Origin of the sequence: Rhizobium sp. JAB6 (assembly GCF_003024605.1) — a bacterium.
In the GTDB taxonomy this organism is placed as follows: Bacteria; Pseudomonadota; Alphaproteobacteria; order Rhizobiales; family Rhizobiaceae; genus Rhizobium.
The window spans coordinates 96,593-122,500 of sequence record NZ_PYJQ01000010.1 but is presented as its reverse complement, the minus strand read 5'-3'; the positions used below and the strand labels follow the sequence as shown (position 1 = coordinate 122,500).

The window sequence follows — 25,908 nt, the reverse complement described above, 5'->3', positions numbered from 1 at the left end:
GGAGGCACGACCATGAGCAAGATCGTTTCCATCGAGATCACCCATCACCGCCTGCCGCTCGATCCGGCATTCAAGGCGAGCTGGGATGGCCGCCCGCGCCGGCATTTCGATGCGACCATCGTGCGCGTCAGGGATGACGAGGGCCGCGAGGGCATCGGCTCCGGCGACCTGATGAAGGGTTTCGAGGGGCATGAGGATCTGTTCATCGGACAGGACCCGCGGCACGTCGAACGGCACTATGAAATCCTGTCGCATATCAATTTCCATTATGGCCGCTGCTGGCCGATGGACCTTGCGCTGTGGGACCTTTCCGGCAAGATCACGGGCGAGCCGGTCTGGCGGATGCTCGGCGGCCGCGCCAGCCGCGTGCGGCTCTATGCCTCCTCCGGCGTGCTGCGGGAGCCTGCGGCCATGGCCGATCAGGCCGAGCGCTATATCGGCGAAGGCTTTCCGGCCATGAAGGTGCGCTTCTCCTCGTCTTCAGGCGGCCGTGGCGGCTGGCGCGAGGACGTCAAGGCGCTGGAAGCGATCCGCGCCCGTGTCGGCGACCGGCTGGAGCTGATGGTCGATTGCAATCAGGGTTGGCGCATGCCCTGGGATACGACCCTGCCCTGGACCTTCAAGGATGCGCTTGCCGTCGCCAGGGAGTTGGAGCGGCTCGGCGTCTACTGGATGGAAGAGCCGCTTCATCGCTCGGATCGTAAGGGCATGAAGGAATTGAAGCAGGCAACATCGGTGCGGATCGTCGGCGGCGAGATGACGCGTGAACTCTATGAATTCCGCGATATCATCGAGGAGCGTGCCTTTGATGTCATTCAGCCCGATGTCGCGCTCGTCGGCGGTATCACCGGTTGTCGGCGTCTCGCCTATCAGGCGCGCGAGGCGGGCGTACAGTTCACGCCGCACTCCTGGACGAACGGCATCGGGGTTCTCGCCAATGCGCATCTGACCGCTGGTGTCGCCGACGCCGCCTGGCTCGAATATCCCTACGACAATCCGGAATGGAGCGAAGCTCGCCGCGATTACCCGATGGCGTCGCCGCTCAAGCATGAGGCCGGCTGGCTGAATCTTGGCGTTGCGCCGGGGCTTGGCGTCGTTCTCGACGAGGAGCGGCTGAGGGCGACGCGTATTTAAAGGCGCTGCAGAATTAGGCAGCAAGGCCGTGGCATGTGAGGTGCCTAGGCACCGCAAGTCCTTCTCCCCGAGGGGAGAAGGGGGTGTGCGGCGCCGATGTGCCCCCATGACCCTAACCTCGTACTACGCAGTGGCGGGTCGCATGACTTTGTTTTCACGAGTCCGCGCCCACTGAATGACGGGGCGTTCGAGCAGCACATAGCTCAGCGTGCCGATGGCGAAAATGATGGCGGTTGCGATCAGGCTTGAGATTACCCAGCCGCCCAGCACATCGTCCGAACCCGCTCCGAAAGACGAGGGAAAGAGCTGCGGCATCAAGGTCAGCACGATATCCTGCCAGATGTAGACGCCGAAGGAGACGGTGGCGACATAACGGCTCACGGGATTGTCGAGCAGCTTTGCCAGCAATAGCGATTGGGGAAGCATGCAAAGGGCGACCGCGACAGCAAGGGGCAGCAGCGGAAATTGATAGGGAATGCCGAGCCAGGCATAGCCTTCCGCCGCGCCGCCGATCGACTGCGGCAGCTGCCAGGCGCCCATGACGATCGCGAGCGCGCCGACAATGTCATAAATCGCCGAGCGCCGGGGCGGTAGGATGGTCTGGATGCCAGCCGCCAGCGCGCCGATCGCGAATATCGCGAAGAAGCCGATCGGATTGTAGCGCGGCATCCATTCCTTGGCGCCGCCCTGGAAGCCATATTGCCATCCTCGCCCGACAGTGTCGGTCGGCAGATAGGTGACCACGAGCCAGTGAACGAGCAGCGAGACCGCGATGATGCCGATCCAGAGCAGGCGGCTGACGACCACGGAGCGCGATCTCAGCTTCGGATGAAACAACAGCAGGAAGCCGACCGGCAGGAGAACATAGCAGGCGGTCTCGAAGGGGATCGACCATAGCGGCCCATCGCCCTGCACCGGGAAAAAGGTGCGCCAATGCCACTGGCTCATCAGAAAGAAACCGGCGACGTAGCGGCCGACCAGTTCTGCATCCAGCGGAAAGCCGTAGATGGCGAAGCTGATAACGAAGCCGACCGTCAGGGCAAACCAGAAACCCGGCAGGATGCGTGCGGCGCGGCGCATGGCGTAGATCTTCAGCGAAGGCAGCGGTTGGGCTCTATCCAGCGCCAGCCAGAAGGGACGTGCGAGCAGGAAGCCGCTGAGGACGAAGAAGACCGAGACGCCATGGTTGCCGAAGCGTGCCACTATGAAGGTCATGTCCAGATCCGGCGGGATCTTGTTGAAATTCATTCGGAGCACGAGATGATGAACAAGCACCATCAGACATGCGACGGCGCGCATGAAATCCGCTCCTCCCAGCCGCTTGGCGTTCTCCATTTTCCTATCCGCCCGAGATCTCCCTCCATTGCGTTAGGTCATTGCGACCGTTTCGGCAAGCGTGATCCTCAGAGACAGGACGCCCGGACCTATTGGTGCCAGTCCGGGCGTCGAACCGATCTCCCGCACCTGCCAGAAACGGGGATCGGATTCCTGTGTTGGGGATAGGGATCAGGCAGCAACCGAGCGGTAGGGGCGTGTCGTGCGAGCCGGCTTCAAGGCACTGCTCCACCACGTCAGCCGCGCGATCATGAGGACAAGCGATTTTCTGGCGTCGAGCGGATTTTCCAGCGTGCCATCCTCGGCAAATCTGCCCCAGGGATTGGCAAAGCTCACCGTATCGCGCACAGTGACCGTATGCAGTTCGGCAAAGACGAGCCGCAACTGCTCGACAGCGCGCAGGCCGCCGGAGATGCCGCCATAGGAGACGAAGGCGACAGGCTTGCCATGCCAGGGCTCGTAGACGAGGTCGAGCACGAATTTCAGCGAGGCGGTGAAGCTGTGATTGTATTCGGGGGTCACCACGATGAAGGCATCGGCATCCGAAAGCCGCTCTGAGAGAGCAGCGACGCCGGGATGCTCGCGATTGTGCTCAAAAGGCAGATCGAATTCGAGGGGATCGATCAGGTCGATATCGATAGACGGATAATGCGCCAGTTCGCGGGCGACCCAGTTGACCACCCGGTCGCACAGCCGCCCCGGACGCGTGCTGCCGTAGATGATCGCCAGCCGGGTTCTTTCTGTCATGTCTTGCTCCTGCTTTACGCGGTTCGGAGCCAGGGTTATAAAACCTCAAGTAAAGTTAAGGTCAATAGCGAAAAATGGGAAAAATCGACCCGGCTCAATTCTCGAAGCTGCTGACGGTCGGCGAGGTGGCGGCGCGCAGCGGCGTGGCTGTGTCGGCGCTGCATTTTTATGAGGCGAAAGGCTTGATCGAGAGCCATCGCAGCCGCGGCAATCAGCGGCGCTACCCCCGGGAAGTGCTGCGGCGAGTTTCCGTTATCAAGGTGGCTCAACGGGTCGGTATTCCGCTTGCCGAGGTTCAGGCGGCTCTTCAATCGCTGCCGCAGGGGCGCACACCGACGGCATCCGACTGGAAGGCGCTTTCGGAGCTATGGAAGGACGATCTGGACGCCCGCATTAGGCGCCTGGAGGGACTTCGCGATCAGCTGGACAGCTGCATCGGCTGCGGCTGTCTTTCGCTCGATAGCTGCCCTTTACGCAATCCGTGGGACGCGCTTGCCGAAGAAGGCGTCGGCCCGCGGCTGCTCGATCCCGGAGAGTGAATCGGCCGCTCAGGCGTGGACGTGGCTCTCTGCCATATAGCTGTCGAGAGCTGCGGCCTCTTCCTTCGAAAGATAAAGGCCCTTCTTGGAGCGGCGCCAGAGGATGTCTGCGACGCTATAGGCCCACTCCTGCTCCATCAGATACCGCACTTCCGCCTCATAGAGATCGCTTCCGAAACAACGGCCGAGGTCGGCGATCGTCTTTGCGTCGCCAAGGATCACGGCAGCGCGCGTCCCGTAGCGGCGGATGAGGCGCCGGGCATGCGGATCGGTGAGAAAGGGATAGCGCGACTTGAGCCTGGTGACTTCGGCCTCATAGCCGCGAACCGGAAAGTCGCCGCCGGGCAGCGAGCTGCCGGCAGTCCAGGGCGTGCCCTTCAGGCCGATGGCTTCGCCGATCTTTTCCAGCGCATGTTCGCCCAGGCGGCGATAGGTGGTGAGCTTGCCGCCGAAGACGTTGAGCAGCGGCGGCTGGCCCTCTTCGCCTTCGACCTTCAGCACGTAATCGCGTGTGGCTTCCTGCGCTTTCGATGCGCCATCGTCATAGAGCGGGCGTACGGCCGAATAGGTCCAGACGATGTCCTCGCGCCGGACCGGCTCCTTGAAATATTCGCTGGCGGCGTTGCAGAGATAGGTGGTTTCCCCCTCGGTGATCTTCACATCCTTCGGATCGTCCTTGTAGTCGCGATCCGTGGTGCCGATCAGCGTGAAATCCTGCTCGTAGGGAATGGCAAAGATGATGCGGTTGTCCGGGTTCTGGAAGAAATAGGCGCGCGGGTCGTCGAACTTCTTGCGCACGACGATATGACTGCCCTGAACGAGACGGACATTGTGCACCTCGTTCTTGCCGAAGGCATCGCATAGCACATGATCGACCCACGGGCCTGCGGCATTGACCAGCATGCGCGCGTGAAACTGGCGCTTCTCGCCGCTGATCGCATTTTCCGTTTCGATCACCCAGACAGCGCCTTCGCAGCGGGCGGAGATCACCTTCGTCCTCGGCATGATCGTCGCACCGCGGTCGGCCGCATCGCGTGCGTTCAGCACCACCATGCGGGCATCGTCGACCCAGCCGTCGGAATATTCGAAAGCCTTGGTGAAGAGCGCCTTCAGCGGCTTGCCCGCCGGATCCTTCTTCATGTCCAGCGTCGTTGTCGGGGGCAGCAGCTTTCGTCCGCCGAGGTGGTCGTAGAGGAAAAGGCCGAGGCGGATCAGCCAAGCCGGGCGTATGCCGCCCTTGTGGTAAGGCAGGACGAAGCGCATCGGCCAGATGATGTGCGGCGCCATCGCCCAGAGCACTTCGCGTTCCATGAGGGATTCGCGCACGAGGCGGAATTCGTAATGTTCGAGATAGCGCAGCCCGCCGTGGATGAGTTTGGTCGCGCCGGACGACGTGCCGGAGGCGAAGTCGTTCATCTCGGCAAGCGCGACCTTGTAGCCGCGCCCCGCGGCGTCACGGGCGATGCCGCAGCCATTGATGCCGCCGCCGATAACGAAAATATCGTAGACCTGCTCGCTCACCCGCCCCTCCGCAAAGGCCAGCCATCCCTTGAAGATGGAAAATCGAAACTAATCCATCTAAAACGAAACAGATACGAATGTCAAACGAACGTTTCTTGAGGGAAAGTGCGCCGATCAGGCCGATCTGCGAGAGGTTTCAACAAGATGCACGTCATGCTCCATCGCGATGGAACGCACGGATTCGATGCTGCATTCGTCTGTGACGAAGGTATGAACCTGGGAGAGATGACCGATGCGAACCGGGGCGGTTCGTTCGAACTTGGTACTATCGGCGACGAGGATGACGTGCCGTGCATTGGCGATGATCGCCTGCGCGACTTTCACTTCGCGAAAGTCGAAATCCAGAAGTGCGCCGTCAGGATCGATCGCGGAGGCGCCGATGACGGCATAGTCCACCTTGAACTGCTTGATGAAATCGACGGCCGCCTCGCCGACGATGCCGCCATCCGAACCGCGCACGACACCGCCGGAGATGACGACCTCGATGGAGGGGAAAATGCGCAACTTATTGGCAACGTTGATATTATTGGTAATAACCATCAGTTCGTGGTGGCCAAGAAGTGCCTCGCCGACCGCTTCCGTCGTCGTGCCGATATTGATGAAAAGCGAGCTGTTATTGGGGATCAGGCTTGCCGCGGCGCGGCCGATCGCCTGTTTTTCGGATGCGGCGATGGAACGTCTCGCCTCATATTTCACGTTCTCGGTTCCGCCGGGAAAGATCGCGCCACCATGCACGCGCGACAGCACGCGGCCGTCGCAAAGATCGTTCAGGTCCTTGCGGATGGTTTGCGGCGTGACCGAGAAGCGTAACGCCAGTTCCTCCACCAATACTCGCCCTTCCGCCTTGGCGATGTCGAGAATCTCGGTCTGACGTCCGGATAGGAACATGGTTTTCGCTCCCTTTCTTTCGTTTTTTTGTCATCATATGATAAAGTGAAAATTCCGCAATTACCGGCGCGCGAATTGTGTGATGTGGGGAGGGTCTCGTGTTTCATCCGAAGCTATTCGAAAATCGCAATGTCGTGGTCACCGGCGCCGGCCGCGGTATCGGGCTGGAGGTTGCGCGGCAGTTTCTCGATTGCGGCGCCCGCGTCCTCGTCCATATCGGCCGTGACGCCGGTCGCCAGTTGCCCGATTTTCTGATGGAGGCGGAGGCCGAGCGGCGAGCCTTCCTCGTGGCTGGCGATTTCGCGGCCTGGGGTACGCGCGATTTCGTCAACGCCGCGGGGGAGCGTTTCGACCGCATCGACGTGCTGGTCAACAATGCCGGCACCATGGTCGGCCGGTTTGCGGCCGGCGAGCTGACCGACGAACAATACGAGCAGATCGTTCATCTCAATCAGACTTCCGTCATGGAGGTGACGAGAGGGCTGTTGCCGCTGCTGCGGGCTGCCGGGCAGGCGGCGATCGTCAACACCGTCTCGATTTCGGCGCTCACCGGCGGTAGCCCGGGATCGGCGATCTATTCCGCCTCGAAGGCCTTTGTCGCGGCCTATTCGAAGGCGTTGGCGCGGGAGCTGGCGCCTGACGGAATCCGGGTGAACTGCGTCTCGCCCGGCACGATAGCGACCGATTTTCATGAGCGTTATTCATCGAGAGAGAAGTTGGAGCAGACGCGCAAATCGATCCCGCTTCAGCGCCTGGGCGCCCCCGAAGATTGCGCGCCCGCCTATCTCTTTCTCGCGGCGCCCCTGCTTTCCGGCTATATCACCGGACAGGTGATCGAGATCAATGGTGGGCAGCTTATCTGCTAATAAAGCGGACCTTTTTTGGGTTTCCGCGTCTTTTTTGAATCAGCTTCTGATTTGATAATATTATAAACATCCCCGGGGGATTCTTACTAGAGGCTGCCATATGTCGTCGTCTCTACCGCAAGACGGTGAAGCGGAACGTGATGTTGAGGAAATGACCGACAGGGCGCGAAAGGCGAGCGCCCTGCTGAAAGCATTGTCGCATGAAACCCGTCTGGCAATTCTCTTCATGCTTGCCAAGCACGAGAAAACGGTGATGGAACTCGAGGCTCTTCTTGATCTGCCGCAGGCCGTGGTATCTCAGCATTTGGCGCGCCTTCGCCTGGATAAGCTCGTCGATACGCGCCGGGAAGGGCGTCTCATCCACTATGCCGTCGCGCGGTCGGAAATCTGCGCCGTGGTCGATTCGCTGCAAGAGGCTTTCCGTCAGATCGATCGCTGATGCCTGAGGCTGCCTTGCATGTTGCGTTCGTCAGGCGACGGGTCTAACTCTTTCGCTTCGGGAGAGCGGGATGATCGACAAGCTGGAATTCTTCATCGCGCTGGCGAATCAGAAGCATTTCGGCCGCGCGGCCGAGGAATGCGGCGTGACGCAGCCGACCCTGTCTGCGGCCATCCGCCAGCTGGAGGATCAGCTCGGCGTAATGCTTGTCAGCCGCGGTTCGCGCTTTCAGGGGCTGACGCCCGAGGGGCAGCGTGTGTTGGAATGGGCGCGCCGCATCGTCGGCGACAGCCGAACCATGCGCGAAGAGATGCGCGCGGCGCGCAAGGGGCTTGCCGGCCATATCCGCATTGCCGCCATTCCGACGGCACTCGCCATGGTGCAGAAAATCACCACGCCTTTCCAGGAAAGACACCCCGACGTCACCTTCTCCATTTTATCGCGCAATTCGCTGCAGGTTCTGAGCCTGCTCGAAAATCTCGAGATCGATGCCGGCATCACCTATCTGGAAAACGAGCCGCTCGGCCGCGTCACCAGCGTGCCGCTCTATGCGGAGCGTTACCATCTGATCACGGCGGCGGGCAGCCCGTTTTCCGAGCGCAAGACCGTCACCTGGAAGGAGGTCGGCGATCTTCGGCTTTGTCTATTGACTGCCGATATGCAGAACCGTCGCATCATCAATCGGCATCTTGCCGAGGCAGGTGCTACGGCCAAGCCGACGCTGGAATCCAATTCGATGATCGTGCTGTTTTCGCATGTGCAGACCGGCCGCTGGGCGAGCATCATGCCAAAGAACATCGCTGATTCCTTCGGTTTTCCGGCGGATATTCACAAGATCCCGATCACGGAGCCTGATGCGGAGCATCTTGTCGGTCTGGTCGCCACCCACCGCGAACCCTTTACGCCACTCGTCTCCGCCTTGTTGCACGAGGCGAGATTGCTCGCGGAAGAGAATGGGAATTGATAGAAAATTTCTATCGAGCGACGAGACTGCCTTATTGATCCTTTGCCGTCTCCCTGCGAGCTTATCCTTGTGGCGTGTCGATCGCGCGCCAGAAGGAAATGCCGCATGGTCTTTTCCGAAGATTCGCCTTCGATCTTCGGAGCTATGCGCGGGAGGCTGCTAATGAGTTTGAATCAGGCCGCGGATGATATCGCAATCCGCGCCGGAGCCATCATCGATAGCATGAAATCGATGGAGGGGCCGCTTTTGCCGATCCTGCACGGGATTCAAGAGGAATTCGGCTATGTGCCGCAGGATGCGCTGCCGCTGATTGCTAGGGCACTCAACCTTTCACGCGCCGAAGTGCACGGTGTCATGACCTTCTATCATGATTATCGCGATCACTCCGCAGGCCGCCACATTCTGAAGCTCTGTCGCGCCGAAGCCTGTCAGTCGATGGGCGGCGATGCGGTTGCGGAGCGCGTCAAGCGGCTCTTGGGTATCGATTTCCATCAGACAACGCTCGACGGCAGCGTCACACTGGAGCCGGTCTACTGTCTGGGGCTCTGTGCCTGTGCTCCGGCCGCAATGCTGGATGGCGAGTTGCATGGCCGGCTCGACGATGAAAGCGCCGAAGACCTCGTGAAGGAGGCGCGCCAATGACGGTGACCATCTATATCCCCCGCGATGCCGCCGCCCTTTCGCTCGGTGCGGAGAAGGTGGCAAAATCGGTCGCGCAGGAAGTGGCCAAACGCGGCCTGGATGCGCGCATCGTGCGCAACGGCTCGCGCGGCATGTTCTGGCTCGAGCCCTTGGTTGAAGTCGAGCTCGGCAGCAAGCGCATCGGTTATGGGCCAGTGAAGGCAAAGGATGTAGCGGCGCTCTTTGACGCAGGGCTTGCCGAAGGCAGCGAGCATCCGCTCTGTCTTGGGGAGGTCGAAAACCTCCCATTCCTGAAAGAACAGACACGCCTGACCTTCGCCCGCTGCGGCGTCACCGATCCGCTTTCGCTGCAGGATTATGAGGCCCATGGCGGCCTGAAGGGGCTGCGCCGCGCCATCGACATGGCGGCTGGCGATATCGTCAAGGAAGTGACCGATTCCGGCCTGCGCGGTCGCGGTGGTGCCGGCTTCCCGACCGGTATCAAGTGGAAGACGGTGCTCGATGCGCCTGATGACCGCAAATATATCGTCTGCAACGCCGACGAGGGCGATAGCGGCACCTTTGCCGACCGGATGATCATGGAGGGTGACCCCTTCGTGCTGATCGAGGGCATGGTGATAGCCGGCTTGGCGACGGGGGCGACGAAGGGCTTCGTCTATACGCGCTCGGAATATCCGCATGCGATCGCGGCGATGACCGAGGCAGTCGAAATCGCCCGCAAGGCCGGCATTCTTGGCACGTCGGTGCTCGGTTCCGGCAAGACTTTCGATATGGAAATCCGCACCGGCGCCGGCGCCTATGTCTGCGGCGAGGAAACAGCGCTGCTGAACAGCCTCGAAGGCAAGCGCGGCGTGGTGCGCGCCAAGCCGCCGCTGCCGGCACACAAGGGGCTGTTTGGCTGTCCGACCGTCATCAACAACGTGATTTCGCTCGCCTCCGTTCCCGTCATCATGGACAGGGGGGCGGTCTTCTACCGCGATTTCGGCATGGGTCGTTCGCGCGGCACGATCCCATTGCAGATCGCCGGCAACGTCAAGCACGCTGGCCTCTACGAGACGGCCTTCGGCCTTTCGCTCGGCGATATCGTCGACAGGATCGGCGGCGGCACGGCGTCCGGGCGGCCGGTCAAGGCGGTGCAGGTGGGTGGGCCGCTCGGCGCCTATTTCCCTCGCGCTCTGTTCGACACGCCGTTCGACTATGAAGCCTTCGCGGCCGAGGATGGCCTGATCGGCCATGCCGGCATCGTTGTTTTCGACGATACCGCCGACATGCTGAAGCAGGCGCGGTTTGCGATGGAATTCTGTGCGGTCGAAAGCTGCGGCAAGTGTACACCCTGCCGTATCGGTTCGACACGCGGCGTCGAGACGGCCGACAAGATCGCGCAAGGGATTGAGCCCGAGAAGAACAGGGAATTGCTTGCCGATCTCTGTAACACGATGAAATTCGGTTCGCTCTGCGCCCTCGGCGGCTTCACGCCCTATCCCGTCATGAGCGCGATGACCCATTTCCCGGAGGATTTCTCTCCGGCACCCTTGATTGCAGCGGCGGAGTAAGATCCATGTCCCTCGTTCCAGAAATCGACTACGGCACGCCGGCCTCCCAGTCCGAAACCATGGTGACGCTGACCATCGACGGCCGCCAGATCACGGTGCCAGAAGGCACGTCGATCATGCGCGCGTCGATGGAAGCCGGCATTCAGGTGCCGAAGCTCTGCGCTACGGACATGGTCGATGCCTTCGGCTCCTGCCGCCTCTGTCTCGTCGAGATCGAAGGCCGCAACGGCACGCCGGCTTCGTGCACGACGCCTGTCGCATCAGGCCTCGTCGTCCACACGCAGACGGGCCGTCTGAAGGATATCCGCCGCGGCGTGATGGAGCTCTATATTTCCGACCATCCGCTCGACTGTCTGACCTGTGCCGCCAATGGCGATTGCGAGCTGCAGGATATGGCTGGTGCCGTCGGCCTGCGCGATGTGCGCTACGGCTACGAGGGCGACAATCACGTCAAGGCCCGCAACAACGGCGACATCAATCTGAAATGGATGCCGAAGGACGAGTCCAATCCCTATTTCACCTATGATCCTTCGAAATGCATCGTCTGTTCGCGCTGCGTGCGGGCCTGCGAGGAAGTGCAGGGCACCTTTGCGCTGACCATCGAGGGTCGCGGCTTCGGCTCGCGCGTCTCGCCCGGCATGCATGAGAGTTTCATCGACAGCGAGTGCGTTTCCTGCGGCGCCTGCGTGCAGGCCTGCCCGACGGCGACGCTGACCGAAAAATCTGTCATATCGATCGGCCAGCCGGAGCATTCCGTCGTCACCACCTGCGCCTATTGCGGCGTCGGCTGCTCCTTCAAGGCGGAAATGCGCGGAGAGGAGCTGGTGCGCATGGTGCCTTGGAAGGACGGCCAGGCCAATCGCGGTCATTCCTGCGTCAAGGGCCGCTTCGCCTATGGCTATTCGACCCACAAGGACCGCATCCTCAACCCCATGGTGCGCGAGAAGGTGACCGATCCTTGGCGCGAAGTGAGCTGGGACGAGGCCTTTGCTCATATCGCTACCGAGTTCAAGCGGCTGCAATATCAGTATGGTCGCGATTCCATCGGCGGCATCACCTCTTCGCGCTGCACCAATGAGGAAACCTATCTGGTGCAGAAGCTGGTGCGCGCCGGCTTCGGCAACAACAATGTCGATACCTGCGCCCGCGTCTGCCACTCTCCCACAGGCTACGGACTTGGCCAGACCTTCGGCACGTCGGCCGGCACGCAGAATTTCGACAGCGTCGAGCATTCCGACGTGGTCGTCGTCATCGGCGCCAACCCGACCGACGGCCATCCGGTCTTCGGCTCGCGTCTGAAGAAGCGGCTGCGCCAGGGGGCCAAGCTCATCGTCATCGATCCCCGCCGCATCGATCTGGTGCGCACGCCGCATGTCGAGGCGAGCTATCACCTGCCGCTGAAGCCGGGCACCAATGTCGCCATGCTGACGGCGCTGGCACATGTCATCGTTACCGAAGGCCTGTTCGACGAGACGTTCATCCGCGAGCGCTGCGACTGGTCGGAGTTCGAGGATTGGGCAGCCTTCGTGGCCGAGCTGCAGCACAGCCCCGAAGAAACGGAAAAATACACCGGCGTTCCAGCCGATCTCGTGCGCGGGGCCGCGCGCCTCTACGCCAAGGGCGGCAATGGCGCGATCTATTACGGCCTCGGCGTCACCGAACACAGCCAGGGCTCGACGACGGTCATGGCGATCGCCAACCTTGCCATGGCGACGGGCAATATCGGCCGTCCGGGTGTCGGCGTGAATCCGCTGCGCGGTCAGAACAATGTGCAGGGCTCCTGCGACATGGGTTCCTTCCCGCACGAGCTGACCGGCTATCGCCACATCTCGGACGACGCAACGCGCGAAGTCTTCGAAAAGTTGTGGGGCGTGAAGCTCAATAACGAGCCCGGCCTGCGCATCACGAACATGCTCGATGCGGCCGTCGACGGCACGTTCAAGGGCATCTACATCCAGGGCGAGGATATCCTCCAGTCCGATCCGGATACCAAGCATGTCGCGGCCGGCCTTGCCGCGATGGAATGCGTCGTCGTCCACGATCTCTTCCTGAACGAAACAGCCAACTACGCGCATGTCTTCCTGCCTGGCTCGACCTTCCTCGAAAAGGACGGCACCTTTACCAATGCCGAGCGCCGCATCAATCGCGTGCGCAAGGTCATGACCCCACGCAACGGCTATGCCGACTGGGAGGTGACGCAGAAGATGGCGCAGGCCATGGGCTTGGGTTGGAACTACACCCATCCTTCCGAGATCATGGACGAGATTGCGGCGACGACGCCGACCTTCGCGCTGGTCTCCTACGACTATCTGGAAAAGATGGGCTCGGTGCAGTGGCCCTGCAACGAAAAGTTGCCGCTCGGCTCGCCGATCATGCATGTCGACGGCTTCGTGCGCGGCAAGGGCAAGTTCATCCGCACGGAATATGTTCCGACCGACGAGCGCACCGGCCCGCGTTTTCCGCTGCTGCTGACGACCGGGCGCATTCTCAGCCAGTACAATGTCGGCGCTCAGACGCGGCGCACCGAGAATGTCGTCTGGCACGCCGAGGATCGGCTGGAAATCCATCCGCATGACGCCGAGCAGCGCGGCATTCGCGATGGCGACTGGATCCGGCTCAGCAGCCGCTCCGGCGACACGACGCTTCGAGCGCTGATTACCGATCGCGTCGCCCCCGGTGTCGTCTATACGACCTTCCATCATCCGGATACGCAGGCGAACGTCATCACCACCGATTACACCGACTGGGCGACGAACTGCCCGGAATACAAGGTGACCGCGGTGCAGGTTTCGCCATCGAACGGTCCGTCGCAGTGGCAGGTCGAGTATGATGAGCAGGCTCGGCAGTCGCGGCGTATTGCCGGGAAAATGGAGGCTGCGGAGTGAATTTGAGGATGCGGAGGAATACCCCCCTCTGTCACTTGGTGACATCTCCCCCACAAGGGGAGAGATTGGCAGGTCGCGGGATGCGCGCGGCACAAGCAGATGCTGTATTTGCAAAGATTGCAGCTTATTGTTTGACGGATAAAGAGCGTCAAACTCCCAACGATCTCCCTCCTTCTGGGGGAGATGTCGCGACAGCGACAGAGGGGGGTACTTTCCGCCCCACCCGCCAATGACCAGATTCACAGCCACCACCACTATCCCCGAAACCGCCCGCCGCAACGGCTTGGTGCGGTCCGGCTCCCGTATCGTTCCCGAGGAAGTGCCGATCGCCTTTTCCTATGGCGGCACCTCGCATGCGGTCATGATGGGCACACCCGCCGATATCAAGGATTTTGCCGTCGGCTTCAGTCTCACCGAAGGCATCATTACCGACATCGCTCAGATAGCCGCCGTCGAACCGATCGAGGACGAGCAGGGGATCGACGTGCAGATCACGCTCGTCGACCATGCGGCAGATGCCTTGCGGCTGCGCCGCCGCCATATGGCGGGTCCCGTCGGCTGCGGCCTCTGCGGCATCGAATCGATCGAGCAGGCGGTGCGCAAGGTACCGGATGTCTCACAGGTCGCTTTAAAACTGACGCAAAAGGACATTGTCCGCGCGATCGCGCTGCTCAACGATGCGCAGCCGCTGCATCGCGAGACTCATGCCGTTCACGGTGCAGGTTTCTATATTCCGTCCGGGGGGCTGCTTGCCGTGCGCGAGGATGTCGGCAGGCACAATGCGCTCGACAAGCTCTGCGGCGCGGTCGTCCGTTCCGGCCATAAGGGTGCGGAAGGTGTGGTTGCCGTCACCAGCCGCCTGTCCGTCGAAATGGTGCAGAAGGCGGCTATCCTGGGTAGTGCTGTCCTTGTTGCCATCTCCGCGCCGACGGCGCTTGCCATCCGCACGGCCGAGGAGGCCGGCATGACGCTGGTGGCGCTGGTGCGCGGCGACGACTTCGAGATTTTCACTCATCCGCATCGCATTATCACGGGGAGCATCGCCGATGTCGCCTGAGGAAACGCCGCACGGCAAGACCGAAACCAAGCTTATCTACATGGCGAACCAGATCGCCACCTTCTTCAAGACGCAGCCGGCAAACGAAGCGGTGCAGGGCGTTGCCACCCATATCAACAAATTCTGGGAGCCACGCATGCGCCGCCAGCTTTTCGCAATCATCGATCACGGAGATAGCGGGTTGAGCCCTTTGGTCTTGGAAGCGGCCTCGCTGATCCACAGGCCGGCGCCGGCCGACGAAATCAAGCCGGCTTAATATCGTCACGGGGTGATGCATTGGGATGGGCGGTATTGTGTCGGCGCGCTTTGCATCATCCTGTCGATGTATGGCGGCGGCTTTGCCACGGTTCCCGCCTATCTCGCCGATATATTCGGCACGCAGTTCGTCGGCGCGATCCACGGCCGGCTGCTGACGGCCTGGGCGACGGCCGGGATCATCGGGCCTGTCGGCGTCAATTACATCCGTGAGGCGCAGAAGGCAGCTGGCGTAGAAGGTGCGCAGCTCTACACCTTCACCATGTATATTCTCGCGGTCATGCTGGCTCTGGGCTTGATTGCCAATTCGCCGGTCAAGCCGCTCTCTGACAAGTGGTTCATGTCGGACGAGGAGGTCGCCGTGCTGCAGGCAAAAACCGCTGCTGCCAATGCGGGTCCCACCGGCTCTTTCGGCATCGACACGGGCGGTTTCGATGGCAGGGCGCTGATTGCCTGGGCGCTCGTCGGCATTCCGCTCCTCTGGGGTGTCTGGGTGACGATCAAGAGCACTTACGCTCTGTTCGGCTAAACGACTTCCGCAAGACCACGAAGCCGCTTCGACTATCCGAGACGGCCTCGTGCTGAAGGTTCATTGCGAGGGAGATCAGGCGGCGCGCCGCATTACCATATCGCGGATCATCGAATCGGCCAGGCGGAATTGCGCCAGCAGCGTGTGCAGCGCATCCGCCTCATTGGCGAGCCTGAGGCTTGCGGCGGTGCTCTCTTCGACCATCGCGGCATTCTGCTGAGTGGTCTGATCCAGCGAGTTGATCGCCGAGTTGATCTCCCTAAGGCCGATCGTCTGTTCCTTCGACGCCTTTACGATGGCAGCGACGTTGGTGTTGATATCGCCAACCTGGGTGACGATCTGTTCCAGCGCCTTGCCCGTCTGGCCGACAAGACCGACACCGTTCCTGACATGCTCGCTCGATGTCGTGATCAGCGCCTTGATTTCCTTGGCGGCACTGGCCGAGCGCTGAGCAAGCTCGCGTACCTCCTGCGCCACGACGGCGAAGCCCTTGCCTGCCTCGCCGGCTCGTGCGGCCTCGACACCGGCATTCAGCGCCAGCAGGTTGGTTTGGAAAGCTATATCGTCGATGACGCCGATGATGTTGGTAATCTCACGCGAGGATTTCTCGATCTGGTCCATGGCGGCGACGGCGTTGCGGACCACCGTGCCGGATTCTTCGGCGCCGCGTTTGGTTTCGGCAACGAGACGCCCTGCTTCTTCCGCACGCTGGCTGGAATCGGCGACGGTCGTGGTGATTTCTTCCAGGGCCGCGGCCGTCTCTTCCACCGAGGCGGCCTGCTGCTCGGTACGCTTTGAAAAGGCCCCGGCTGAATTGCCAAGCTCGCGCGAGCCGGCAGCAATGGCGCTGGCATTGTGGCCCACTGTGGTCAGCGTCACGGAAAGCTTCTGGATGGTCGCATTGAAATCGCGGCGAAGCTGTTCCATGGAGGGCACGAAGGACCGCTCGAGCGTCTTCGTCAGGTCGCCTTCCGACAGTCTGCGGAGTGCGCCGGCAAGTTCGCTGATGGCGCTCATGCGGGAGGTGACATCGGTCGCGAATTTCACGACCTTGTAGACCTTGCCGTCGGCATCGACGATAGGGTTATAGGCCGCCTGAATCCAGATTTCCTTGCCGCCCTTGCCGTAGCGGACGAATTCGTTGGCGATGAACTCGCCCTGCGCCAGGCGCTGCCAGAAACGCTTGTATTCCTCGGTGCGGGCATAGGCCGGATCGCAGAAAATACTGTGATGCTTGCCGACGATCTCGCTGAGCGCATAGCCCATCGCGCTGCAGAAGTTCTCGTTCGCGGTCAGGATTTCGCCGGTCGGCAGGAATTCGATGACGGCCTGCGAGCGCGAGAGTGCTTCAAGCTTGCCGGCATCGTCGATCGTCTTCTTCTTGGCCTCGGTGACGTCGGTGGCGAATTTTACGACCTTTACCGGTTTTCCGTTGCGGAAGACGGGATTGTAGGAGGCCTCTATCCAGATTTCGCGATTGCCCTTGGCAAAACGCTTGTAGGTGCCAGCGTCATATTCGCCGCGGCCGAGACGCGCCCAGAAATCATGATAGGCAGGGGTTGTCACATAGGCGGGATCGCAGAACATCCGGTGATGATTGCCGACGATTTCCTTCAGCTCGTAGCCCAGCGTGCGGCAGAAACTCTCATTTGCAGTCAGTACTTTACCTTGAATATCGAATTCAATGATGGCCTGTGATTTAGATATTGCGGAAAGAATGCGGCTGGCATCCGATGATAAACTGAACATTCCTATTCCCTCTGAGAAAGCTCACGTGTGTCGGGCGTCGATTAATGGCATCGAAGCGGGCGGCCGTGCTCGTCGGCACGCCGAAAACGGCGTTCCGCAAGGGATGGTCGGAATGCAAAGATTGTATTTTGTTTCCTCGCTTCACAATCGATGATGGAGTTGTCTGCATTAATTTCGAGTAAAAATTAGTTAGTTAGAAATTATATTCAAATAAAACATAACTAACTAAAATTATGAGGTAATAAAAAACCGCCGCGAGAGCGCGGCGGTTTCGTAAAAGACTATACGGTGAAGTTAAGCGGCGAGTTCGTCCGTTTCGTTTTCCTTGAACATCTTGGCGAGGTTCAGGAAGCAGATCATTCCATTCTCCGTGGCAATGATGCCCTCGCAATAGGCGCGGTCGAAGGAGGCGGTCACTTCCGGAACCGGCTGTACCTGGCTGGAGGCGATCGTCAGGATATCGGAGACGCGATCAACCAGCATGCCGATGACCATGCTGTGCACTTCGGCGACGACAATGGCACTGCGCTCGTTGGCGACCGTGCTCTGCATGCCGAGCTTGTAGGCAAGATCGATGATCGGGATCACGGAGCCGCGCAGGTTCATGACGCCGATGACATCGGCCGGCGCATGCGGGATCGGCGTTGACGGTGCCCAGCCGCGGATTTCGCGGATCGTGGTGGTCTTGACGCAGAATTCCTGATCATGCAGCCGGAAGGCAATGATCTCCAGAGTCTCGCCGCTGAAGCTGGTGGAATTGATCGTGGCCATGAACGCTCTTCCCATTGAACCATGACGCCGAATCCGGCGTGTTCATGCCACGATAGAGCAAGAAGATTGCTCAAACATAAATCTATACAAGCGGTTTCGACTGGACAGGCTGGTAGGGCAGGATGCTGGAAGTACGGAGGTTGCAGAGAGAGGCCGGCCACCCGCCCCTTGCGGTTCGAGAGGGCCCTTTGGGCTTCCTCACCATGAGGGCAGGTCTTTCGAGCGCTGCCGAAAAAAAGGGGCAAGCCGTATCAAGGACCGCGCCCTCTCCACCCTCATCCTGAGCCTGGACGAGGGTGGCCTCGAGGGAAGAATAGACGGCCTCAAGCGGCTCGTGTCGGGCGGTCGAAGATGCGCCGGCCGAAGAGACTTGCAGCCATTTCCACGAGAACACGGGCGCTCTTGCCGCGGTCGTCGAGGAAGGGGTTGAGCTCGACGAGATCGAGGGAGGAGACGAGATTGCTGTCGGAGAGCATTTCCATGATGAGATGCGCTTCGCGATAGGTGGCGCCGCCCGGCACTGTCGTTCCGACGCCCGGGGCAATATCCGGATCGAGGAAATCGACATCGAAGCTCACATGCAGCAAACCGTTGGCGGCGCTGACGGCATCGAGCACCTTGCGCATGATGGCGGCGACGCCTTGCTCGTCGAGGGAACGCATATCGAAGACGTTGACGCCGTGTTCGCGGATTTCCTCGCGCTCGCGCGGATCGACGGAGCGGATGCCAACCTGGAAGACCTTCGTCGGATCGACCAGCGGCCGTCCGGCAGGCAGAACACTTTCGATCTCGGCTTCGCCGCAGAAGAATGCGACGGGCATGCCATGAATATTGCCCGACGGCGAGGTGGCGGGTGAATTGAAGTCGGAGTGAGCGTCCAGCCAGAGCACGAAGAGCGGACGGCCGACCTCGGCTGCGTGGCGGGCCATGCCGGAGACGCTGCCCATGGAGAGGCTATGGTCGCCGCCAAGGATCAGCGGGAAGCCTCCGGACGATGCGACATCATAGACCTTTGCTTCCAACGCGCGGGTGAAAGCGCCGACGATCTTCAGATTGTGGGCCTTCGGATGCTCCGGAAGGTCCGCTGCCGGAACAGGACGCAAGTCGCCGCTGTCGGTGACGCGATGGCCAAGCTCGATCAATGTCGTTTCGATGCCGGCGATGCGGAGCGCCGTCGGACCCATGCCGGCGCCGCGGCGGCCGGAACCTTCTTCCAGGGGAACGCCGATCAGGGTAACGGGAGTGGATTGCGTATTCATCGGCATTGCTCCGAGGGTTAGAGCGATTCCGGAAAAGCCAGCAGCGGTTTTCGGAACGGGGTAAAAACAACGACATAGATCAGATCGCGCCATGAAGGGCTGACCGGTCCGATTATATTGGCCGGCATTATCAATTGTCTGGATGACAGCAAAAAGATGGAAAATTGTCCAGAATCGACCGTCTTTCGACAAATTGATCAGTCCCATTGCGCAAAATGATCGTCCTCTAACAGCGAATCTCCGTGCGGGCACGCGCTGCGCAATAATGCGCGCTCTCGTTTCCTCATTGTCGCGGTGAGATGCCATGGGTGTAATCATGGCGGCGTGTATGGAAGCGCCGTCGAGAACGGCTTGATTGCTGCCTCTACCTTCGCAATGATCCTGAGACGTGCGTGCCGGCGGCCTCCGGGCCGTCGTGTTTATCAAGCTGCTCGGCAAACCTGCGAATGATGGTCCTTTTCGAGGGCCAGGTATTCCTCAATATTCATGTTCGTAGACGATGCCGGCTTCGCCGGCGCCGTCCGAGCCTGCCGCACCGCGAAGCTTCACGCCGCGCCCGACATTCAGGTTGATGATCGCCTTGGTATTGTTGGAGGCGCCCTGCTGTAGCTCGATATAGGTGCGGCTGTTGAGATATTTGCCGGCGCCAACCTGTGCCTGGCCGTTCGCATCCGTGGAGATATCCAGATCGTCCACGCCGAGATGGCTGCGCAGGCCTTCGAACAACGAGGTCGAGCGTCCGCCGGCAAGCTGGCTGGCGGCATCGGCCAGCTGGGCGATCTGCATGGCCGAGAGTTTCGACATGGATTGACCGAAGATCAACTGTGCGAGAACCTCATCCTGCGGCAAAGCCGGAGAAGACGAGAAGCCGATCTGCGGGTCGGTCGCAAGGCCAGTGACATCGACGGTTATGGTGGTGGAACCTGCCGTCGACGTCGCTTCCATATTGAGGGCGGGCGTCAGGTCTCCACCGAAGGTGATCTTGCTGGTATCGGTGAAATCGAGCCGGCGGCTCAAGATGGTCAGGCGTCCACGCCGCATGGTGAAGCCGCCGGATACCACAGGTTCGGCTGCCGTGCCGCGAACCGTGACATTGCCGCCGAGTTCGGCATCGATGCCGCGGCCACGGACGAAGATCTGCGAGGGGGCATCGAGTTGCAGGTCGAGGCCGAGAGTCGTCGATTTGCTGCGCGGCGCCTCGGGCTTCTGATCCTTGAACTGGGCCTTGACCGCAGCCGGAGCGTTCTTGTGCTTGATGTTGATCTCCGACAACGATGCCGGCAGCTTTTGCGGCACCGTGATCGATGCCTTGTTGATGCGGAGATTGCCCGTCAGCATCGGCGCGGTGATCAAGGGTCCCTTGATTCCGAGTGTGCCGTTGACCGTCGCGGTGACGAGGGTCCCGTCGACATAGATGGCGTTGTTGAACTTCATCTGAATATCGGCAGGGAAACCGCTATCAGGGGCAATGCCGACCGTGCCGCTGCCCGAAACGCTGCCGCCGCTGGTGAGATTGCCGCTCAGCCGCGAGATGACGGCCTGCCTGCCGTCGAGCGTAACCGTGGCGGCAAGGCCGTTGAGCGTCAGGTTACGCCGCACATCGACCAGCTTGGCGCCGTCGGTGGTGATCGAGCCGGTAATGGCGGGCGCCGCCGTCGTGCCACCGATCTGGATATCGATCTTGGCGGTGCCTGTCATCACCAGACCCTGGGCGGCCAGCTGGCCCGCCAAAGCGTCGAACGGCAGATTACCGGCAAATCTCAGCGCCATGGCCTTGTTGCCGGCCATGGCGATGGTGCCACCGCCATTCAGCGCCAGCCCGCTCTGGCCGGTCAGGTTGGTGTTGATGGTCACGACATTGTCGGCGAACTTACCGTCGGCCTTGATGCCGAGTGCGGCGAGGCCGGCGGATTTCGTCTGGCTTGTCGCCGCACCGGACCAATTGGTCTGGAAGACCACGGCCGGCGCGGCCGCCTTGCCGGTGACCGCCACCGTGCCCGAAATCACACCCTCTGCCGCCAGCGTCGGCACGAAGACATTCGCGAGGCTCGCCGGCAGGTTGGCGATCTTTGCATTGATGTTCAGGGCCTGCCCGGCGGTGCCGTCAACGGTCACCGAACCGCCGCCGGTCTGAAGCGTCAGGCCGTTCAGCGAGGCGACGCCGTCCTTGATGACGATCTTCGTCGGCGATGCAAGCTTCACCGGGATGGTACGCGGCGCACCCGCAAACGAATCGAGATTCACGGTCGTCTGGCCGCCGGCCGTCTCGACGCTGCCGCGTGTCGTCAGCGGCGCGTTGTCATAGGACGATTTCAGATCGAAATCCGTGCGGCTGCCCTGCTGGGTGAAGGTCAGATTGAGATCGGCGATGCGGTTGGCGCCGGAGGCGATCGCATCGGCGCGGATGCCGCCGTTGGCGGAGAAGGCCTTGAGATCGTCGACGGCAAGCGCCACGACCGGCTTGCTGATGATAAGATCGTCGCGGCGGATGTCATTGCCATTGGCGTTGACCTTCAGGCCGGTCTTGCCGTTGGCGCTGGCGATATCGAGCGAGCCCTTGAGGTCGCCTTCGGCCTTCTGTCCGGCAAGCGCGGCCAGAAGACCGAGATCCGGCAGGTCGAAGCTCAGTGCGCCCGTCGGCTCGAAACTCGGCGACAGATCCAGCTTGCCCTGCAGCTTGTTTGTGCCGATTTCGGCCGCCAGCGACGGGATGCTGGTGCGGCCATCCTTGGAAATCGCGTCGGCGGTGATGCGGATCGGCTTGCCGTCGATTGTCCCGCTCGCCTGAACCTTTGCCTGCGGCGCTTTGGGGTCGGCGGTGCCGGTCACGCCGACATCGAGCGTATCGAGCAGCCGTCCCGCCAGCTTGACATTGACGGCCTTGACCGTCGCGTCGATGCTGAGCGCGGAGAGCGGACCTTTCGCCTTGAGATCGATATCGGCTTGTCCCTCGGCATTTGGGACGAGCTTGGAAAGATCGAGCACCCTGCCGGTGATATCCGACGTCAGCGACTGGTCGCTGAGCGCGACATTGCCGCCGATCTCGGCCACGTTGGATTTCACCGCAAGATTGGAGAGCGTCATCTTGGTCGGCACAGTGCCGGCGACCTGACCCTCCAGCGAAATGGTCCCCTCGAACTTGTTCGATATGCCCTCAGGCAGCACCCCGGGCAGCGCGAAGAGTTTGAAATTGCCCGTCAGCGCCTTTGAGGAAAGCGTATATTTGCCGTTGACGGTGCCGCCGATGCTGGCGCTTTCAAGCGTCGTATTGTTGAAGCCGATCGTATCGGGCGAGAGCTGCAGCGGCGCGGTCAGGGCGACCGGCGCGCGAATGAGGCGGTTGAGATCGAGGCTCACGAAAGCCGTCTGGCCGACGACGAGGCGAAGCTGCAGCGGGCCGGACATGCCGGTGAGGTTGAAGGCATCGCTTCGGGCACTGAGATTGATCTGTCCGATATTGCCTTGCGGGGTGCTGGCGCTATCGAGCGCGGCCTTGGCATCGATCTTCACCGATTGCGCCGCGCCCGTCAGCGCGATGTCGACCCGCGAGATCAGGGCGCGGGCCTCGCCGTTCTCCATCGGCCAGCGGAAGTCGACAGGACCGGAAGTGCCGATCAGATTGGCATTGAGGCTGTTGTTGCCGGCGGGATCGAGCGTGCCCGATGCGGCAAGCACGGCGCTGCCTGTGGCGAGGTTGCCGGTCTGGATATCGATCTTGCCCTTGCCGTCAAAGGCTGCCGACAGATCGATCGTCGTCTGGCCGGCGAAGAGCGCACGCAGGGTCGGCGGCAGGAGCGAATCGACATCGCCGCCGCCCTTGATGTCGATGTGGTGCAGGCCGTCCTTGGAGAGGCTGTGATGGCCGGTGATAGCAACCGTCGGCTTGCCGTCGAGGGCTGCCTGCAGCTTGCCGGCCCAATTGGAGAGAGGGCCATCTCCGGACAGATCGATATTGACCGCCGGACCGCCCGGCAGATGCAGCAGCCCGGCCAGCATGCCGTCGCGGGGCTCGGAGATCTGCGTCCTCAGCTTCAGCTGATTTTGCGCCGGAGCGAAGGCAATATCGGCGGAAAGCTTGGCGTCGGGCACATCATGGCGGCTTGCATCGATCATCAGACCCATGCTGCTGTTGTTGGCCTTGACGCTGCCGTCGGCGGCGAGAACGAAATCCTGTCCTGCGACGGCCTGTCCGATCCGAAGATCGGGCAGGACGATGGCGCCGATATCGACAGCGACGGGCAGCGAGAAGCCGCTGCCTCCGGTCGACTGGGTTTGTGGCGCGGCTGCGGCCGTCGAAACCGGCAAGCGTTTGAAGTCGATAACACCGGCTGCGACGCGATCGGCGTGGAAGGTGCCGGTCAGCAAAGACAATGGAGACCAGTCGATGGCAAGGTTCTGTACCTTGGCGTAGGGACCTTTGGTGTCGGATACGGTGATCGAGCCGATCCTCAGATTGCCGCTCAGCAGTCCGGAGGGGGCGGCGATCGCGATGGTGCGATCCGGCGTCGAGGCGAGCTTCGCCACCTGATCGACGGCATAGCCTGTTGCGGAGGGTACCAGGCCGACGACGAGCACAGCCGCAATCACGAGCAAGAGGATTGCCACGACCGCGTAGGCGATCAAGCGCACCAGTTTCCCGAGGATTCGAATCAATATGCTCATGAAAGCGACAGTAGCCTCAATTTCGTAACCGTGTGCTGAAAGACCTGCGACAACTCTGGGGTTTATCAGAAGGCCTGACCAATGCCGGCATAGATGCCATAAGATGTGCCATTGTCATATTTCTTCAACGGCACGGCGACATCGAGCCTGATCGGACCGAAGGGCGTAGCGTAGCGCAAGCCCACGCCAGCGCCAATGCGCAGATCGGACCCATCGGGCAGGACGCCGTCGGTGACGCTGCCCATATCGACGAAGGGTACCACGCCGATCGTATCGGTGATCTTCACACGCGCTTCAAAGGAGGCGGTCACGTAGGAGCGTCCGCCGGTTTCGTCACCGCGGGAGTTATAGGGCGAGATTTCCTGATAGCTGTAACCGCGCACCGAGCCGCCGCCGCCGGCATAGAAACGCCGGGTCGCGGGAATGTCCTCGATACCGTTTGCACCGAGCAGCGAGCCCGCCGCCAGCTTGCCCGCGAAGACCACGTTGTTGTTGGCCCCCATGCCCTTGTAACCGGTGATCGAGCCCTCGAAGGAGCTGAAGACCGTGCCGCCGATGGCCTCATAGCTCGGCTTGGCGCTGATGGAAGCGCGATAGCCTTCGGTCGGGTCCAGCTTGTTGTCACGCGTATCCCGGACATATTCGAGCGGGATCGCGACCGTCAGGTAATTACGTTTTCCGAAAGCGTCGGTCGTATCGGATTCATAGGACACCTCGCCGCCGGCGGACACGGTATCCTGATCGTTGATTTCATAGGCGAGGCCGCCGCTCGCCGTGACGGTGTTGGCGTCGTAGGCGTCGGGATGCAGGCTCTGCATCTTGAGGCCTGTCGTGAAGGTCGCGGAAGGATAAAAGGTCGCGGGCCTGACATAGGTGATGCCGGCGGTGTAGTCGAACTGGCCGACATCCGTGGTCTCGCCGATCCGGGAAACAGAGCCCTCGATGCGTAGCGAATCCGCGCGTCCGGTCAGATTGCGGTGTCCCCAATAGCCCTGCAGGCCGAAGCCGTCGATGGTGGAATATTGCGCGCCGACCCCGAAGAAGCGCTGCTTGCCTTCCGACACCTCGATGGTCGTCGGGATGCTGCCATCCGGCGCCAGCTTGTCGGCCTCGCGGATGGTGACGCTGGAAAAGACGCCGAGCTTTCTCAGACGGTCCGACGCCTTCTTCAGCTCCGCGGGCGAATAAGGCTTGCCTTCATTGATGCGGGCATAGCGCTTGATGAAATTCGGATCGACCGACTTCTGTCCGGTAACGCCGACATTGCCGAAGGGAGCGACGGGGCCGCTATCGACCTTCAGCGAAACATCGACCGTATTGGTCGAATGATCGGCGACGACATCGCGCTTGTCGAGCTTGGCGAGCGGATGACCCTCGTTCTTGAAGTCGGCGACCATCTTGTCACCCGCCTTCAGAATGGTCAGCGAGCCGGCATTGCCGCCGCGCACGAGACCATAATTGGCCGGGTCCAACCTGGCGGCGTCGCCAAGCAGGCTGATCTTGCCGAGCTTGAAGACCGGGCCCGGATCGACGCTGATCGTGACGGCAACGGGCTTGGCGCGGCTGAAGGTCGGTGTCGGCGGCAAGGCTTCGAGGGGGGTGCCGTTGACGGTGATGGTGACCACGCCGCCATAACGGGCCTTTTCATAAAGCGTCGCGATCAGGCGGTCACGATCGTCACGCGCCTTCACGACGACGCCGAGATCGCCGGAAACCGGCTTCTTTTCATCGGAGATCAGCATCGAGCTATCGCTCAATGCCTCCTTGAGATCCTTGTCGAGATTGTCTGCCTTGAAATCGACCGTGTAGTGGACGGGATCGGAAACCTGATCCGCCGTTTCGTCTTCACCCCAGAGCTTGATGCCGAACAGCTTAAACGCAAAGGCATTTTGGGCGCACACCGGACCGAACGCGAGCGCTGCCGCAACCGCTGCCACGGTTCCTGCCTGCCGATACGCAATACTCTTTCTCGGTTCAGTTCTTTTATGCATACGCCGCTTTACGGTTACATGAGAACTTACTCAGTTTGACGTTTCCCGGGAGTTAACGCGCGGCCACCATAGAGGCAAAACTCCCTCAGGTGTACCGTTTTGGAGTCGAAAACGTCTAAAAC

The 25,908-nt window shown here is 61.2% G+C and carries 19 protein-coding genes and 1 pseudogene; 11 read left to right on the top strand and 9 right to left on the bottom strand.

The window, feature by feature from the left end:
• Positions 1-12 precede the first annotated feature (12 nt).
• Positions 13-1,134, top strand: a complete 1,122-nt coding sequence (locus C7U61_RS16860; protein ID WP_106999237.1) for a mandelate racemase/muconate lactonizing enzyme family protein — start codon at positions 13-15, stop codon at positions 1,132-1,134.
• 123 nt (positions 1,135-1,257) lie between these two features.
• Here C7U61_RS16860 and C7U61_RS16855 read toward each other — a convergent pair whose 3' ends face one another.
• Together C7U61_RS16855 and C7U61_RS16850 are read right to left on the bottom strand one after the other, a co-directional pair.
• Complete coding sequence (locus C7U61_RS16855; protein ID WP_106999236.1) at positions 1,258-2,469, bottom strand: acyltransferase; 1,212 nt, start codon at positions 2,467-2,469, stop codon at positions 1,258-1,260.
• A gap of 171 nt (positions 2,470-2,640) precedes the next feature.
• Positions 2,641-3,216, bottom strand: coding sequence for an NAD(P)H-dependent oxidoreductase (locus tag C7U61_RS16850; protein WP_106999235.1), 576 nt, complete (start codon positions 3,214-3,216; stop codon positions 2,641-2,643).
• A gap of 74 nt (positions 3,217-3,290) precedes the next feature.
• Between C7U61_RS16850 and soxR the strand changes: the two genes are divergently transcribed.
• Positions 3,291-3,755 carry a redox-sensitive transcriptional activator SoxR gene (soxR, locus tag C7U61_RS16845; protein ID WP_106999234.1) on the top strand — a complete coding sequence of 155 codons (465 nt, stop codon included), beginning with the start codon at positions 3,291-3,293 and terminating at the stop codon, positions 3,753-3,755.
• Positions 3,756-3,764: 9 nt separating this feature from the next.
• Here the strand turns inward: soxR and glpD are convergent, their stop codons facing one another.
• Complete coding sequence (glpD, locus tag C7U61_RS16840; RefSeq protein WP_106999233.1) at positions 3,765-5,276, bottom strand: glycerol-3-phosphate dehydrogenase; 1,512 nt, start codon at positions 5,274-5,276, stop codon at positions 3,765-3,767.
• Positions 5,277-5,390: 114 nt separating this feature from the next.
• Entirely contained in the window at positions 5,391-6,164 is a 774-nt protein-coding gene (locus C7U61_RS16835; RefSeq protein ID WP_106999232.1) for a DeoR/GlpR family DNA-binding transcription regulator, read from the bottom strand.
• Positions 6,165-6,262: 98 nt separating this feature from the next.
• Between C7U61_RS16835 and C7U61_RS16830 the strand changes: the two genes are divergently transcribed.
• From C7U61_RS16830 to C7U61_RS16790, 9 genes and pseudogenes are all read left to right on the top strand, one after another.
• Entirely contained in the window at positions 6,263-7,030 is a 768-nt protein-coding gene (locus C7U61_RS16830) for an SDR family NAD(P)-dependent oxidoreductase (protein WP_106999231.1), read from the top strand.
• A 100-nt stretch (positions 7,031-7,130) separates the two neighbouring features.
• A complete protein-coding gene (locus C7U61_RS16825; RefSeq protein WP_106999230.1) occupies positions 7,131-7,469 on the top strand; it encodes a metalloregulator ArsR/SmtB family transcription factor in 339 nt (112 codons plus the stop codon).
• A gap of 70 nt (positions 7,470-7,539) precedes the next feature.
• Positions 7,540-8,433, top strand: coding sequence for a LysR family transcriptional regulator (locus C7U61_RS16820; RefSeq protein ID WP_106999229.1), 894 nt, complete (start codon positions 7,540-7,542; stop codon positions 8,431-8,433).
• A 162-nt stretch (positions 8,434-8,595) separates the two neighbouring features.
• Complete coding sequence (locus C7U61_RS16815) at positions 8,596-9,075, top strand: formate dehydrogenase subunit gamma (protein ID WP_106999511.1); 480 nt, start codon at positions 8,596-8,598, stop codon at positions 9,073-9,075.
• A complete protein-coding gene (locus C7U61_RS16810) occupies positions 9,072-10,628 on the top strand; it encodes an NADH-quinone oxidoreductase subunit NuoF (RefSeq protein ID WP_106999228.1) in 1,557 nt (518 codons plus the stop codon). Before C7U61_RS16815 ends, C7U61_RS16810 begins: the two co-directional genes overlap by 4 nt.
• 5 nt (positions 10,629-10,633) lie before the next feature.
• Entirely contained in the window at positions 10,634-13,513 is a 2,880-nt protein-coding gene (fdhF, locus tag C7U61_RS16805) for a formate dehydrogenase subunit alpha (protein WP_106999227.1), read from the top strand.
• 229 nt (positions 13,514-13,742) lie between these two features.
• Positions 13,743-14,570, top strand: a complete 828-nt coding sequence (fdhD, locus tag C7U61_RS16800) for a formate dehydrogenase accessory sulfurtransferase FdhD (RefSeq protein ID WP_106999226.1) — start codon at positions 13,743-13,745, stop codon at positions 14,568-14,570.
• Positions 14,560-14,826: a formate dehydrogenase subunit delta gene (locus C7U61_RS16795; RefSeq protein WP_106999225.1), complete on the top strand. Its 267-nt coding sequence runs from the start codon at positions 14,560-14,562 to the stop codon at positions 14,824-14,826. Before fdhD ends, C7U61_RS16795 begins: the two co-directional genes overlap by 11 nt.
• Before the next feature lie 54 nt (positions 14,827-14,880).
• Positions 14,881-15,354: pseudogene (locus tag C7U61_RS16790) on the top strand (MFS transporter); the annotation flags it as partial.
• A gap of 75 nt (positions 15,355-15,429) precedes the next feature.
• Here C7U61_RS16790 and C7U61_RS16785 read toward each other — a convergent pair.
• The 5 genes from C7U61_RS16785 to C7U61_RS16765 form a co-directional block, all read right to left on the bottom strand.
• On the bottom strand, positions 15,430-17,103 hold the full coding sequence (locus tag C7U61_RS16785) for a methyl-accepting chemotaxis protein (protein WP_106999224.1): 1,674 nt from the start codon (positions 17,101-17,103) through the stop codon (positions 15,430-15,432).
• 294 nt (positions 17,104-17,397) lie between these two features.
• Positions 17,398-17,874 (bottom strand): chemotaxis protein CheW, encoded by a 477-nt coding sequence (locus C7U61_RS16780; protein WP_106999223.1) that lies wholly within the window; start codon positions 17,872-17,874, stop codon positions 17,398-17,400.
• Between the two features lie 323 nt (positions 17,875-18,197).
• Positions 18,198-19,133, bottom strand: coding sequence for an arginase (rocF, locus tag C7U61_RS16775; RefSeq protein ID WP_106999510.1), 936 nt, complete (start codon positions 19,131-19,133; stop codon positions 18,198-18,200).
• Positions 19,134-19,610: 477 nt separating this feature from the next.
• Entirely contained in the window at positions 19,611-23,795 is a 4,185-nt protein-coding gene (locus C7U61_RS16770; protein ID WP_106999222.1) for a translocation/assembly module TamB domain-containing protein, read from the bottom strand.
• A 65-nt stretch (positions 23,796-23,860) separates the two neighbouring features.
• A complete protein-coding gene (locus tag C7U61_RS16765) occupies positions 23,861-25,786 on the bottom strand; it encodes an autotransporter assembly complex family protein (protein ID WP_106999221.1) in 1,926 nt (641 codons plus the stop codon).
• Positions 25,787-25,908 lie beyond the last annotated feature (122 nt).

What these genes read in the sequence shown, in the direction of transcription:
- C7U61_RS16860 (WP_106999237.1), top strand. Translation starts at nt 13, where the DNA reads ATGAGCAAGATCGTTTCCATCGAGATCACCCATCACCGCCTGCCGCTC.
- C7U61_RS16855 (WP_106999236.1), bottom strand. Translation starts at nt 2,469, where the DNA reads ATGGAGAACGCCAAGCGGCTGGGAGGAGCGGATTTCATGCGCGCCGTC.
- C7U61_RS16850 (WP_106999235.1), bottom strand. Translation starts at nt 3,216, where the DNA reads ATGACAGAAAGAACCCGGCTGGCGATCATCTACGGCAGCACGCGTCCG.
- soxR (WP_106999234.1), top strand. Translation starts at nt 3,291, where the DNA reads ATGGGAAAAATCGACCCGGCTCAATTCTCGAAGCTGCTGACGGTCGGC.
- C7U61_RS16835 (WP_106999232.1), bottom strand. Translation starts at nt 6,164, where the DNA reads ATGTTCCTATCCGGACGTCAGACCGAGATTCTCGACATCGCCAAGGCG.
- C7U61_RS16825 (WP_106999230.1), top strand. Translation starts at nt 7,131, where the DNA reads ATGTCGTCGTCTCTACCGCAAGACGGTGAAGCGGAACGTGATGTTGAG.
- C7U61_RS16820 (WP_106999229.1), top strand. Translation starts at nt 7,540, where the DNA reads ATGATCGACAAGCTGGAATTCTTCATCGCGCTGGCGAATCAGAAGCAT.
- C7U61_RS16815 (WP_106999511.1), top strand. Translation starts at nt 8,596, where the DNA reads ATGAGTTTGAATCAGGCCGCGGATGATATCGCAATCCGCGCCGGAGCC.
- C7U61_RS16810 (WP_106999228.1), top strand. Translation starts at nt 9,072, where the DNA reads ATGACGGTGACCATCTATATCCCCCGCGATGCCGCCGCCCTTTCGCTC.
- fdhF (WP_106999227.1), top strand. Translation starts at nt 10,634, where the DNA reads ATGTCCCTCGTTCCAGAAATCGACTACGGCACGCCGGCCTCCCAGTCC.
- fdhD (WP_106999226.1), top strand. Translation starts at nt 13,743, where the DNA reads ATGACCAGATTCACAGCCACCACCACTATCCCCGAAACCGCCCGCCGC.
- C7U61_RS16795 (WP_106999225.1), top strand. Translation starts at nt 14,560, where the DNA reads ATGTCGCCTGAGGAAACGCCGCACGGCAAGACCGAAACCAAGCTTATC.
- C7U61_RS16785 (WP_106999224.1), bottom strand. Translation starts at nt 17,103, where the DNA reads ATGTTCAGTTTATCATCGGATGCCAGCCGCATTCTTTCCGCAATATCT.
- C7U61_RS16780 (WP_106999223.1), bottom strand. Translation starts at nt 17,874, where the DNA reads ATGGCCACGATCAATTCCACCAGCTTCAGCGGCGAGACTCTGGAGATC.
- rocF (WP_106999510.1), bottom strand. Translation starts at nt 19,133, where the DNA reads ATGAATACGCAATCCACTCCCGTTACCCTGATCGGCGTTCCCCTGGAA.
- C7U61_RS16770 (WP_106999222.1), bottom strand. Translation starts at nt 23,795, where the DNA reads ATGAGCATATTGATTCGAATCCTCGGGAAACTGGTGCGCTTGATCGCC.
- C7U61_RS16765 (WP_106999221.1), bottom strand. Translation starts at nt 25,786, where the DNA reads ATGCATAAAAGAACTGAACCGAGAAAGAGTATTGCGTATCGGCAGGCA.